Origin of the sequence: Thermosynechococcus sp. QS41, from assembly GCF_031583515.1 — a bacterium.
Classification (GTDB): domain Bacteria; phylum Cyanobacteriota; class Cyanobacteriia; order Thermosynechococcales; family Thermosynechococcaceae; genus Thermosynechococcus.
Genome location: NZ_CP134181.1, coordinates 929,209 through 942,129, shown reverse-complemented (window position 1 = coordinate 942,129; position 12,921 = coordinate 929,209). Strand labels below are relative to the sequence as shown.

Genomic DNA, 12,921 nt, shown 5'->3' with positions numbered 1-12,921 from the left:
TTGATTTGACTCACCCTTCACCATTTAACAAAAGATTGGCCCTATGTTTGAGCATCTCCGTATCGATCGCCCCCGCAAGCTGGTGGCTTTTTTTGACGAACCAGTGATTTTCCACTGCCACCACTACAACCTATTTCTCCAGCAAACCATTGAAGACCCCGACTGGATTGATGGCGTCAGTATCCTACAGACCTCAGCCCAAGAGATTTTCTATAGCTTGCTCGCCAATGCCTTTAATACGTTGGGAGTGCAAACGCCAGCGGAACGCCTTGCCACCGCCGCCCAGATTTTTAGCTTTTTGGGCTTCGGCCGCCTCAACTTTGAGGTGACAGAAGAGGGGGGTGAAGTGGAATTAACCCACTCCCACTATGCAGAGGGCTGGCTTGGAAAATACGGTGAGCAGGTGAGCCGCACGAAACCCATTGATCACTTGGCGGTGGGTTATGTGGCCGCAGCCCTAGATGCCACCTTTGCGGCGTTGGGTACCTATGTGGCTGAAGAAACCAGTTGTATGGCGGTGACGCGGCAGGATCACTGCATGATCCATGTGACCAAAGCACCGGTGCGCCGCTCCCTAACACCGAGTCCGCAAATGGGCAAGCTCATTGATCAACTGGCGCCCCTGCCGCAGCCAGAAACCAGTGTGGACTACGATGCGGTGAACGAAGCCCTCTGGGGACTGCCCCTGGAAGGGGATGCGAATGGTCAAATTCGTGCCTTTAATGTGCTGCTGACGCGCATGCCCGCCAACTACTACAACCGCATTCAGTACCGTTTCCTTGATGAGCTGCAAAAGGTAGATCCGCAGCTTCTAGAGGTGGGGCAGGCCTTGATCCGTGAATCAGGCCATGTTTGTGTCTTTTACACCTTTGGCAATATCATGGAGTCTTTGGAGTGGGAAACAGTCGTTGGCCCGATGTTAAAAACCGATACCGATTGGATTCACGGGGGGTATGCTGTTGCCAGTAGTTTGGGATGGGGGCGTTGGCAAGCCCTAGAGGTGGTCGGGAATGAATCCTGTCGGGTGGCGATTGATGGCAACTACGAAACCAACTACTTCTTAGCCTCTTATCCCCATGCTGCCCAACCGGCCTGCTATTTTGCCCAAGGGGCGGTACCGGCAATGATGAACATTGTCTATAACGGGCGCATTCAACAGAAGCCTGTCTTAGATGAGGCGTTTTACAATCGTCTCTTTCAACGGGGCGGTGTGTTTCAAGGGGCAGAGGTGAAGGCGCGGGAAAAGGGCGATCCTTGGTGTGAATTTTATGCTCAACGCCTATAAGTTCAGTTCTGAGAATGCCAATTCAACTCTCTAAACGGCGGGAATGTGGCGGTACATGGGTGGTTGATGTGGATCTGGGGCGATCGCCCACCAACGAGGAACTCACTACCCTTGCCCAGCGCCATGGTGGTCGCTGTCGCCAATTTCAACAGTTGGTGTGGCTCGATTTCCCTAGCGGTCGGATTACGGCCTCCCTGCGGCTGTCGCGTCTGACGATTCGCCTTGGGGATAACGCCCTCGAAGCAGCCATTATTGCGGAGTTGCAGCAGCTTGCTGCGGCCAGCGTGCCGGCCTGTGCAATGGATGCTTAGCAGTAATTATGGCGGGTTGGCTCGGCACGTACGACTTCCTACTGGTTTCAATGACCTTGGGGGCGATGCTGGCCTTGTCGCTCTATTTGCCTCTGATGAGTGGCCAACTCTCCCTTGCGAGTCCAGCGTTTTATGCCATGGGTGGCTATATTGCTGCCTTGGTCTCAACCCGTCTTTTTCCTGACCTGAACCCCTATCCCGTGCCCTTGGTGCTGGGGGAAATGGTGTTGGCGGCTGTGGTCTGTGGTGTGGTGGGCTGGGGCTTGGGGGTGCCGGTGCTGCGGTTACGGGGCATTTATTTTGCCATTGCCACGATTGCTTTCTCTGAGGTGCTGCGGGTGTTGGCACTCAATCTGGAGGTGACCGGGGGGGCGATCGGCATCTTTGGCATTCCCCAACCCTTTAGTACACCCTTGGGCTATTTGTGGCTGACGCTGCCCTTGCTGGTCATGGTGGCGATCGCCATCGGTCGCTTGGAACAGACCCGTGCGGGCAAGGCGATGCAGGCCATTCGTGCCGATGAATTGGTGGCACAGACCCTCGGTATTGATACCACTCGCTACAAGGTTTTGGGTTTTGTCTTGGGGGCAATTCTAGCGGGGGTGGCGGGAGTTTTGGCGGCCCATCTTTTGAATACTTGGAATCCGCGTCAGGGCACGTTTGATATGGGGGTGTTGGCACTGACAGCAGTGCTGGTGGGGGGCAATCGCACGTTTGTGGGGGCGATCGCTGGCGGTATGCTCTTTACAGCTCTGCCTGAACTCCTGCGGGGACTCGCCGATCAACCCTATTTGCCAGTGGCAGTGGCCACTTTTTTCCGCGATGGCCGTCTGATGCTCTATGGGTTGCTGATTATCCTCGGCACACGGTTCTTTCCCCAGGGGTTGTGCCAGCCTCCCAACTGGCGATCGCTCTGGTGCACCCTATTGGGCAACAAAACGAGGAAAATGTAATCAGGCCTCCTGCATTTGGCTGCTTCATGTCCCATCTGCGTTGCCCCATTGAACCCTCTTTCTCCTGCAGCCCATCTCAGCAGCCCTCCAGCGGCGAAACGTCTATTCGTCATGGCTCCATTTGCATCCTTTACATTCAGTGGGCAGGGCGAGCTGCGGAGCTGTTTTTGACCTCTTGGTATCCGATCCTAAAGCTCTGCAACTGATTCCACCCCAGCAAGGACAACTCAGCCTATGACGCCTCCCTTCACCACGGTTTCCCTAACCCTGACCAGTGACCTGACCCAACTGGAGGCTCTCTTGGCATGGTTCAATCAATATCGCCCCACGACGCTGCCCATCGAAGAGTGGTTGAAATTGGAACTCGCCCTTGCCGAGGGGTTTACCAATGCTGTGCGCCATGCCCATCGCGATCGCGCCAGCGATACCCCCATTCGCATTGATCTCTCCCTTGCAGACACTGTGATTGAATTGCGCATTTGGGATCAAGGGGATCCCTTTGATTTGATGGCCAAACTGGCAACACTCCCCAGCCAAATTGCCCTCGATGCCGAAGGGGGACGCGGCCTACGCCTCTTGGCAACCATCATGGATGAATTGGACTATCAGCGCGTGGGCAATACGGGTAACTGTTTGATTCTGCGCAAAACCGTGAAGCCGACTCCCCAATAACCCTATTCCTTGTGGGGGAAAAGGCGGGCTGCCAATTCCTCGTAGGTGGCATCAAAGGGACAGCGATCGCCCATCGCACACTGGCGACAGTATTTGCCATCGCTATAGCGCTCGAGGTTTTGACGGTTAAAAAAGTAGGGCTTGTGGCTAAAGGTACTGGCCACCCACTGCCACGAGAGGTTATTACTGGCCGGATCGCCATCGAGGAGATGCTGCAAAAACCAAGCGGCTCCCGCCTGCCAGCGCACCCGACACCAATGCACCACATAGGCCGCCAACCATAACCGCGCATGGTTATGCAAGTAGCCCATTCGTTGTAGGTCGGCACTAAAGGCATCCATACAGGCCAGTCCCGTTTCCGCTGCGATGAGTGCAGGAGGTAAGTCGGTTTGATAATCGGTTGCTTGCCAACCCGTTTTATAGGGTTCGATGTCCTGCCACAGGCGATCGCCCCAACGGGCATAGAGGCGCTGCCAATAGTCTCGCCACGCCAGTTGTTGCAGTAAGGCTTCCGCTTGATGGGGGTGAGACACCACTTCCCGCAGGCGATCGCGCACAGTTGCCAAACTAATCACCCCATGGCGCAAATAGGCCGAAAGCCCCGTTACTGCCCCCGCCAAAAAGTTGCGACTTTTGCCATACCGTAGAGGCTGTATCTTGGCCAAACGCTCTTGGGCTGCTGCTAAGCCACCACGGGTTTCACTGACCGCGTCATCCGCCCCCACCACATCGGCAAAGACTTGGCGCAGATAGGGCACATAGGCATCACGAGTTCCCGCCATTCGCTCCACAGCAGCAGCCGCGAGCAGATCTTTAGCAGAATTTGGCATCGGTCTAAGGGCTTAACAAACGTTGCAGGCGATCGCGATTATCCAAGTGTCCCACAAGGCGGCGCACCGGCTGGGGATAGACCCGCACTAAGGTTGGCGTGGCCTGCACTTGATCCTCCTCCGCCAGATCGGGTTGCTTGGTGACATCCACCACTTTGAGCGTATAGGGCACCTTGAGGAAGCGACTCAGCAAGTCATGGAGATTCTTCAGGGCAAGTTCCGTGGCATGGGTTTCTCCACGCACATAGAGGCGAAAGACATAGCGATCGGGTTCCGAAGGACGCGGTGCAAAACTGCTCAGGGGGGTGGCTTCCTGCAAATCATAGATCAGTTGGTGATGCTCCCACAGTTGGGGAAAGCTGCTGCGGTAGGCCTCTAGGGCTTGGACATCGCAGGGATGCTGCGGATCCTGTACCAACTGCCACGGCAATGTGGGCTGATGAGCAGGGGCAAAGAGGGCATTCAATAGGGGACGATGGGGCCATGCCAAGGGATAGACCTCCGCCGCCACTCGCAGGCATTGCTGCTCCTCATCAAACCAGTAATCTACCGCCGCTGTGTAGCAGGGGGATAGGAAAAGGGGCGGCTCCTCCAAATCCAACAGTTGTTGCAGGGCTTGACAAAGCGACTGATGCCAATGCCCCTGTTTTGATGGGTCACGGCAAAAGACCACATCCTCCCCCGGTGTAAAGAGGGCCAACCCCTTGTATAAGACAGGCTTGAGGCCAACCATTGCCCTAGACACGACCCCGTAGAATTTGCGCCATTTCGTTGGGTTTGGGGGAGTTTTCGATGGCGGTTTCCTCATCAATGCGCCCCGCCTCATAGAGTTCGTAGAGGCATTGGTTCATCGTGCACATGCCGTCATACCGACACTGCGGAATAATCGCCTCAATTTCCTCCACTTCACCCCGCAAAATGTAGTCCTTGATGGCATCGGTGTTGATCATGATCTCGTGAATCGCTGCCCGCTTACCATCCGTCGTACGCACAAGGGCTTGGGCAATGACTGCCACCAGCGACTCCGCCACCTGCATCCGCATCGGTCCTTGTTCATCGGGGTTGTAGAGGTTGAGGATCCGCTCAATCGTTTTCACGGCACTGTTGGTGTGCAACGTACCAAAGACCAAGTGACCCGTTTGCGCTGCTTTTAGGGCTGTATTCACTGTCTCGCGATCGCGCATCTCCCCAATCAGAATAATATCGGGGTCTTCCCGCAATGACGCCTTCAGAGCATTGTCAAACTTCAGTGTATGGATACCCACCTCCCGCTGGCGGATCAGGGCACGGCGACTTTGGTGCACAAACTCAATCGGGTCTTCAATGGAGATAATGTGCTTCGGCATTTCGGTATTGATATAGTCCACCATTGCCGCAAGGGTGGTGGATTTCCCGGAACCCGTTGGCCCTGTCACCAGAATCAGACCCTTGTGGTAGTGGCAGAGATCCTTGAAGACCGGCGGCAAATTCAATTGCTCTAGGGTCAGAATCTTCACCGGAATCAAGCGCAGCACCATGGCGGGGCCTTTGAGGGCGACAAAGATGTTGATCCGCACACGGCATAGCCCTTCGTACTGATAGGCACCATCGTATTCAAGGTGGGTGCGAAACTGCTCAATTTGTTGGGGGGTCAGCAGTTCATTCAGCCAGTAGTTAAAGGTTTCCTCATCAGTAACGGGATAGTTGGTAATTTCTAAACGTCCGCGATCGCGAAAGCGCGGCGCTTCGCCAACCCCAACATGAATATCGGAATAGCCGTGCTCAAAAGCCTCCCGCACCAGTTGTTCCATTGTCGGGCCAGAGATCCGCGCGGCTGGTGTGGGCATCGGTTGGGTCGGTACTGCCTGTTGGGGCATTCCCGGCTGCGGCGGCATTGGTCGTGGCGGCATCCCCGGTTGTGGTGGCATGGGTCGAGGCGGCATGCCGGGCTGTGGGGGCATCCCTTGGGGAGGCGGTGGGGGGGCAGCAGGACGGGGAGGCGCCATTCCCGGTTGGGGAGGCAGCGGCGGAACACCCGCCCCCATTGGCGGCCGGGGCGGTGGCATCGGGGGTGAATTGGGAACACGTGGCGGTGGAGGAGGAGGACTTTGGGGATTCGTCATAGGGAAACTCGTGAGAGGGCTAGCAATGGATCAGGTATTTTCAGTGTGCCACTGTTCTTGGAAAAGGAGAGCAGTCGTTAGCGTTATGTTAAAACTTGGCGGCACAGGAACACCCACAGCGGTAACACCCCCACAAAGCTCAGGGTACTCAGAGCAATCACCGCCGGTGGCAGTTCGGTATTGAGTTCGTATTCCTCTGCCAAAATTAGCGCGGCAAAGGCGGTGGGCGTACCAGTCATAATCGCGATCGCCAGCAACGTATCGCCCCGCAAGCCCAAACCATAGGCGATCGCCATCATCGTCAATGGCAGCAACAACGTCTTCACTAACATAGGCAGCAACCCCATACGAAAACTTTGCCAGCCGGGGAGCCGACTCAAACGAATTCCAGTGAGGACAAAGGCAAAGGGAATCACCAAGTGAATATCCATCTCACACAACTTTTCAATCGCCTCGGGAAAGGAAAGATCATGGGTCGCAAAGCCGGCCATGGAGGCCCAAAGGGTCGGCACGGTTGGAATCACCGCCAAGGCGCGCCACCAAGGTTGATCATTGCCCTTACCGTAGTACTGACCGAGAAATGAACCCAATCCATAGGTGCCGAGGGCATTTTGGGTAATGGCATAGAAGGCTGCCCAGGGCAATGCCGTGGCACTCAGGAGAGGAATCGTGACCCCCAAACCGACAAAGCCCGTATTGCCGAGAATGCTGGCAATCAGATAGCTCCCCTGAAAGCGGCGACTTTCTCCTTCGGGAACTGTACTTGTCAGGAAGGGAGGAGTATATTGGAGCCATTGGGGCTGAAAGTAGCGTTGCTGCCAATAGTAAAGGCCTTGGGCAAGGGTATAGCCGACAATGAGCGCCACAAAGGCCAGCACCGGTGCCAACCAAATTAACCCCGCGAAGTTGGTTTGCCGCACCAAAGCAAAAATTTGAATGGGTACTCCGACCCAATAGAGGCCGCGTCCCAACCATTGGGGAATCACTGCCGGCAACCAACGGCCACAGATGAACCCCAGACTTGTCCAAATGACTAAGGGGCTAGCTGCGCTGAGTGCATCCGCCATTGCGATCGCCCTTAACGATTCTCCACTCAATATACTGTGGACATTCCTAAATTCCTAAATACAGGAGTTGAGTCATGGTTTGCCAAAAAGGCTCCGCCCTCAGGTTTGTCGTGCTCCTAGGGGTGGTCTCCCTCTGTGCCGACGCCACCTATGAAGGCGCCCGCAGTCTTACGGGGGTCTATTTAGGAGTATTGGGTGCCAGTGGTACCGTTGTCGGCCTCGTAGCGGGTTTGGGGGAATTCATCGGCTATGGTCTACGCCTTGGGATTGGCTATCTCAGCGATCGTACCCGTGCCTATTGGCGCATTACCACCCTTGGTTATGCCATCAATACCTTAGCTGTGCCCCTCATGGCCTTGACCCATCGTTGGGAAGTCCTAGCGGGATTCATGATTGCTGAGCGCACCGGTAAAGCGATTCGTACACCCCCCCGCGATGTGTTGCTCTCCTACGGTGCTCGCCAAGTGGGTCGCGGCTTTGGCTTTGGTCTCCATGAGGCGATGGATCAAATTGGTGCCGTTGTTGGGCCGCTGATGGTGGCCGGCGTCTTTGCCCTCACCCAGCACTATCAATGGAGTTTTGCCGTCCTCGCCATCCCTGCCCTGATGGGGCTGGTCGTTTTATTGGTGACGCAGCGGCGGTACCCAGAGCCACGGGACTTTGAAACGGTGGTGCAGGATCTGAATACCAAAAGACTACCAACACTGTTTTGGATTTATCTATTGGCCGTGGCCTTTCTGGGCGCCGGTTATGTGGATTTCCCCTTGATTGCTTTTCATTTACAGCAGGGAGACAGTCTGCAAACGAGCCAAATCCCGCTGCTCTACGCCTTGGCGATGGGGGTTGATGCCGTGGCTGCGCTGCTCTTTGGGTACTTACTGGATCGCATTGGCATCATGGCCTTGATCCTTGCGGTTGTGCTGTCGGTAGGCTTTGCTCCCTTGGTCTTCCTCAGTTCTGCGGTGATTTGGGGCATGGTGCTGTGGGGTATTGGCATGGGTGCCCAAGAATCCATTGTGCGGGCGATCGTCGCCAACCTCGTCCCCCCAGAGCGGCGGGGGTCAGCCTATGGCATCTTTAGCACTGGTTATGGCTTAGCGTGGTTTCTCGGCAGTTTCCTCATGGGAGTGCTCTACGATCGCTCCTTGGGGCTGTTAGTATTGGTGTCGGTAGGGCTACAACTGCTAGGGCTGCCACTGTTATTGTGGATTAGGCAAGGGGCGAGGCATCCTGCTTAGGGGCTGCTTCTTCAGCGAGTGCTTGCAACCGGTAGAGATGGGCATACACCCCATTGCGGGCCAAGAGTTCACTGTGGGTGCCCTGCTCCACCAGTTGTCCCCGTTTGAGCACAAAAATGCGATCCACATGGCGAATCGTGGCGAGGCGGTGGGCAATCATAATGGCGGTTCGATTCACCAACAGGCGGTTCAAGGCCTCCTGAATCATTACCTCTGTACCCACATCCAAATTGGCGGTTGCCTCATCAAGGACAAGGATTTCTGGATTGCGAATCGCTACCCGCGCAAAGGCTAAAAGTTGTCGCTGCCCCGCTGATAGATTCGTGCCCCGCTGCCGCAGGGGAGTGTCATAGCCTTGGGGCAACTGCTCAATGAAGTCGGCAATGTTCATTTCGGCGGCCACCCGCTGAATTTCGGCAAGGGTGTAGTTGTCACCGAGGGCAATGTTGCTTTTCACATCCCCTGAAAAGAGAAAGCTATCCTGCAAAATCACGCCAATGTGCTGCCGCAGTTCTGCTTGGGTAAAGTCGCGGACATTGCGACCACTAACAAGGACTTCACCGCGCGTTGGATCATAGAGGCGACAAAGCAAGCGAATAATTGAACTTTTACCTGCACCCGTAGGACCAACAATCGCCACCTTTTCGCCAGCATGGATCTGAAAGGAAAGTTGCTTGAGGACATAGTCATCGTCTTTGTAGGCCAGCCAGACATCGCGAAACTCAACGGCAGCGGCTGTATTTTCTGGCTTGGGCAAACGCAAAAAGGTGCGATCGGGATCCTGAATTTCAATCGGTTCTGAGAGCAGATCATGGATGCGCTCAATGGCGGTTAAGCCCGCTTGCACCGTGGTAAATTTCTCCGCCAACTGCCGCAGCGGATCAAAAACGCGCTGGGAAAAGAGAATAAACGTGGCCAAAGTGCCAAAGTCAATCGTGCGCTGCTCCACCAAGGCACCGCCCAGCCAGAGAACCCCCGCGATCGCCACAAAGGCAATCCACTCCAACGTTGCTGATACTGCCGAATCGTAGAAAATCGTCCGATCCACCTCTTTGATGTAGCGTTGATTGCGCCGCCGAAACAGTTGGCTATTAAAGGCCTCACGGCGAAACAGTTGCACCACGGTAATGCCAACGATGTTTTCCTGAAGATCGGCATTCAGTAGCGACAGCTCCTCGCGGGATTTGTAGTTGGCCACGCGGTAGCGATGTTGAAAATAGATAATCAGGGCAGTGATCGGCAGTACCAAGGCCAGCAGCAGCGTTGCTAGGAGGCGGTCAATGAAAAACATTGTCAGGATGACCACCAGCATTGAGAAGACATCGCTGAGAACCCCCACGGCGCCAGTGGCAAACACATCCCCCAGAGCATCCACATCACTGGTCAAGCGGGTAATGAGCTTACCGACGGGGGTGCGGTCAAAAAAGCGCGACGATAACCGGAGCACGTGGTCAAATAAGTCATGGCGAATATCGGCAGTAATGTTTTGGCCAATTTTTTGAATCCAGTACCCCTGCACCGCCTGCACCCCAAAGCGCAGCACCACGGTAATCAGCAGTGCAATGCTCAGTAGATCAATCCCTTGGGTCAGGGTCAAAGGTTTCAAAAAGCTATAGGTACTTTCTTCGCCTTTGAGGAAGGCGATCGCCTGACCAATGATGATCGGTTGTAATGCTGCTGCTGCCGCCAAGGGAATCAAGAGCAAGCCACTTCCCACCAGTCCCCAGCGATAGGGCTTGAGGTAAGGAATCAGTCGTTGCAAAAGTTGCCAATCCGTGGAGCGTGTTGCCGCTGTCATGCCCTGCTGAAATTTGTGAACATCCTTTTTCCCAGTCTAGTGGGTGCTTGTAATTGTTTGTAACAATTTACACGCTTTAGGGAGTTGTCATCTGGCCATCCCTTAGCTACACTAAAGGTAGTTCGGGCTATTAATCCCCCGCATAGCCCCACTGAAATCCCCGAAAAGGTAAGTTACGCCGAAAGGGTAACGCACAAATCAAGGATCCTGTAGCCGCCGCTTCAGAAAATGGTATGGATGTCCTTGATGCCGAAGGGATTTTTTCCAAGCTTCTCAACCGCTCTAAACTTAGGGTGTAGGTTAGCTTGGTCGTTGATACGTAGGATAGTCAAGCGATCGCCACCCGCTCCCTATCACTCTTTTGAAATCGCAGTAGGCTAGAACTAGCGGCACCCCGTTCCATTCTATTGATCGGTTTATGAGTGATTCCCGTTTGCTGGATATTGCGCGGCAGGGCGACCCCCGTGCCATTGGTACGCTGCTGAATGCTGTCCTCCTGCCAAAGCGGGTAAAGGCCACTGTGGTACGTCAGGCCGAGGAGTTAATGATCACGCTGCATTCAGAAAAAATACTCAATCAGGGGGCAGCCGTAACCTTGATCCGCACTGCCTTAGAAAAATTGCACTTGCCAGAGATTCAACGGGTTTTCATTGAGTCACGGGTGTTGGGCGTCCCTCTCTGGGAAAGTCATTTTCAGCTCCAAGTCCTGCCACCCACCCAACCCCATCGAGACGTGGTCGAGGATCCATGGGGCACCGAAACGGCAGCGACTGAGCCACCCTCCCCTGAACCCACGCTGCTGGATTTAATGTCTGCTTTTATGACCTCCGAGGTACCTGCCACACCTGAAAGTCAGGATGCTGTGGCGCGATCGCCCGAAGAGAAGGAACACCCGATTCCAGTAGAGAGCACACCTGAATATGGGGATGTAGCTCCTCCCCTAGAGCAAGTCACTGAGAATGGAACAGGGGCAGAACCCATCAGTGAGCCGCAAGAGCGTTTCCTAGATGAGATTCCAGAAATCGATCCTGATGAGGACATTAGTTTGGCAGATTTAGCTGCCGCCTTTGACCCCAACCCACCCTCACCAGAACCCAATACTGACCGTGAAGAATCTCCATCTGAGTCGCCCTCGCTGCAAGAAGAACACATTGAAGCCAGTACCGTTGGGGGGTTCTCAGGGGAATGGGAATTGCCAGTCCTCGAAGTCGCTGCTGAACCACCTCCAGAAGCTTCTGAGTCCATAGAAGAGAGCATTGCAACACCAGAAGCCCAAGACAGTATTGCTGAGATCCCTGAACCAGCACCCGAACTCTCTGAAGCTACCCTAGAGCAACCGACCCTTGAAGCATACGACTTCCCTGAACCGACGACTGAGGATATTGCCGCCCTAGAAGCCTTAGAGGCGGAGATCGACCCCCAGCCCGCCATGACTGCTGAGATGACGGCTGAAGCTGAATCCTCGCCTGAGGGGGCGATCGCCCCAGACGCTGCCTCTGTTGTTGAGGATCCTTGGGCAGTCTCAGACATGTTGCCCACTGCACCCCCAGTTCCTTCAGAATCTTCTGCCCTTCCCCAACACCAAGAAGCCGCCAACTATCCTCCCCTACGGGATCCTTGGTTAGAGGCCGAGCCTGAGCCACCGGTTCAGGCAGATAAGACACAAGAACCCCCACCACCCCCTGAAACCGCCACAGAACCCCCCCAGCCCCCCTCTGAATCCGAGATTTACACCATTCCCACCATTGAAAAAGTCCCCCGCGATCATCAATCAAAGGTGGCAGGTCTTGCCGGCATAGTCATGGGTCTGGGCTTTTGTGCCACGGGATTAGGAACCATCATCGGTCTGCCGATGGTCGTGGGCAGTATGTGGATGCTTGGGGATGAGGAGGTATGGAGTGGCGAGTGTCCCCATTGTCATCACCCGCTGAAAGTTCCGGTCGGTAAGCTGTGGCGCTTTAGTTGTGAAAAGTGTCAAGGGTTGATTGAAATGAAGAATGGCCGCTTCTACGCGCGGCAAACGCCCCCTGCACCCCCCTCGTCTTGAATCTGAATCTAAACAGAACTCTAGATGTCTGACTTAGGTGTCTAAATTCTCTAAATTCAAACTGACCCGACCCCGTTGGCGACGGGCTTCAAGAGCTTGGGCAATGAGATCCAATAGCCCCGGTGCTTCTTCCTGAATCGTCAGCAATAGGCGTTCGCCCATGGCCAGATCCGCGTCGAGCGGCGGAGGCTCGTGTTCAACCAACTCTCGCAGTCGCGGCACTGTATTGTCAACGATTTCCACGAGTGCCCCCAAGCAGCGAAAAAATTGCCGTTCGGTGAGGGTGCTGTCCTCAATGGGGAATTCAATCATGGCACGCACTTCACCCTCATTGGGGTCGTACTCCCACTGCAACATTTTTGTCTGCCACGAAATGCACAGTAGCGTTTGCAAAATGGCATCACGAAACTGGTGGGTTTTAATCCCCGGCAAAAGATTGGGGGCATAAAGCTTAAAAAACTCGCCTCCCTCATCTAGCTCAATGACGACGATAAATCGCTCAAGGTGATCACCGTTGACGCCCGTAATAATTTGGTGGTTGGCCGCATTCAACCGATAGTTCAGTTGGTGCCGTTGGAGATATTGGGCAATTTGGCTGAGGGCGATCGCCATGCCACG

At 54.9% G+C, this 12,921-nt stretch carries 12 protein-coding genes; 6 read left to right on the top strand and 6 right to left on the bottom strand.

Annotated features, from left to right (window positions below):
- The first annotated feature begins 43 nt into the window (after positions 1-43).
- From RHJ80_RS04450 to RHJ80_RS04435, 4 genes are all read left to right on the top strand, one after another.
- Entirely contained in the window at positions 44-1,285 is a 1,242-nt protein-coding gene (locus RHJ80_RS04450; RefSeq protein WP_310801548.1) for a hypothetical protein, read from the top strand.
- Between the two features lie 14 nt (positions 1,286-1,299).
- A complete protein-coding gene (locus tag RHJ80_RS04445; RefSeq protein ID WP_206201238.1) occupies positions 1,300-1,596 on the top strand; it encodes a hypothetical protein in 297 nt (98 codons plus the stop codon).
- A gap of 8 nt (positions 1,597-1,604) precedes the next feature.
- The gene (locus tag RHJ80_RS04440; RefSeq protein ID WP_206201237.1) at positions 1,605-2,549 is read left to right on the top strand and encodes a branched-chain amino acid ABC transporter permease; all 945 of its coding nucleotides are present in this window, start codon (positions 1,605-1,607) and stop codon (positions 2,547-2,549) included.
- A gap of 234 nt (positions 2,550-2,783) precedes the next feature.
- The gene (locus RHJ80_RS04435; RefSeq protein ID WP_149817272.1) at positions 2,784-3,221 is read left to right on the top strand and encodes an ATP-binding protein; all 438 of its coding nucleotides are present in this window, start codon (positions 2,784-2,786) and stop codon (positions 3,219-3,221) included.
- A gap of 2 nt (positions 3,222-3,223) precedes the next feature.
- On the opposite strand, the gene RHJ80_RS04430 is transcribed toward RHJ80_RS04435, so the two are convergent.
- From RHJ80_RS04430 to RHJ80_RS04415, 4 genes are all read right to left on the bottom strand, one after another.
- Positions 3,224-4,003: an FAD-binding domain-containing protein gene (locus tag RHJ80_RS04430; protein ID WP_310801547.1), complete on the bottom strand. Its 780-nt coding sequence runs from the start codon at positions 4,001-4,003 to the stop codon at positions 3,224-3,226.
- Positions 4,004-4,055: 52 nt separating this feature from the next.
- A complete protein-coding gene (locus RHJ80_RS04425) occupies positions 4,056-4,784 on the bottom strand; it encodes a circadian clock KaiB family protein (protein ID WP_310801546.1) in 729 nt (242 codons plus the stop codon).
- A 4-nt stretch (positions 4,785-4,788) separates the two neighbouring features.
- Positions 4,789-6,153: a type IV pilus twitching motility protein PilT gene (locus tag RHJ80_RS04420; RefSeq protein WP_302678959.1), complete on the bottom strand. Its 1,365-nt coding sequence runs from the start codon at positions 6,151-6,153 to the stop codon at positions 4,789-4,791.
- An 83-nt stretch (positions 6,154-6,236) separates the two neighbouring features.
- Entirely contained in the window at positions 6,237-7,220 is a 984-nt protein-coding gene (locus RHJ80_RS04415) for an AEC family transporter (protein WP_310801545.1), read from the bottom strand.
- Between the two features lie 74 nt (positions 7,221-7,294).
- Between RHJ80_RS04415 and RHJ80_RS04410 the strand changes: the two genes are divergently transcribed.
- The gene (locus RHJ80_RS04410; RefSeq protein WP_310743438.1) at positions 7,295-8,458 is read left to right on the top strand and encodes an MFS transporter; all 1,164 of its coding nucleotides are present in this window, start codon (positions 7,295-7,297) and stop codon (positions 8,456-8,458) included.
- On the opposite strand, the gene RHJ80_RS04405 is transcribed toward RHJ80_RS04410, so the two are convergent.
- Entirely contained in the window at positions 8,430-10,256 is a 1,827-nt protein-coding gene (locus tag RHJ80_RS04405) for an ABC transporter ATP-binding protein (protein WP_310801544.1), read from the bottom strand. The two genes, RHJ80_RS04410 and RHJ80_RS04405, sit on opposite strands and share 29 nt — an antisense overlap.
- A 418-nt stretch (positions 10,257-10,674) precedes the next feature.
- Here RHJ80_RS04405 and RHJ80_RS04400 point away from each other — a divergent pair, with 418 nt between their 5' ends.
- Complete coding sequence (locus RHJ80_RS04400) at positions 10,675-12,303, top strand: hypothetical protein (RefSeq protein ID WP_310801543.1); 1,629 nt, start codon at positions 10,675-10,677, stop codon at positions 12,301-12,303.
- A gap of 33 nt (positions 12,304-12,336) precedes the next feature.
- Here the strand turns inward: RHJ80_RS04400 and RHJ80_RS04395 are convergent, their stop codons facing one another.
- A complete protein-coding gene (locus tag RHJ80_RS04395; protein WP_302678954.1) occupies positions 12,337-12,915 on the bottom strand; it encodes a hypothetical protein in 579 nt (192 codons plus the stop codon).
- Between the last annotated feature and the right edge of the window lie 6 nt (positions 12,916-12,921).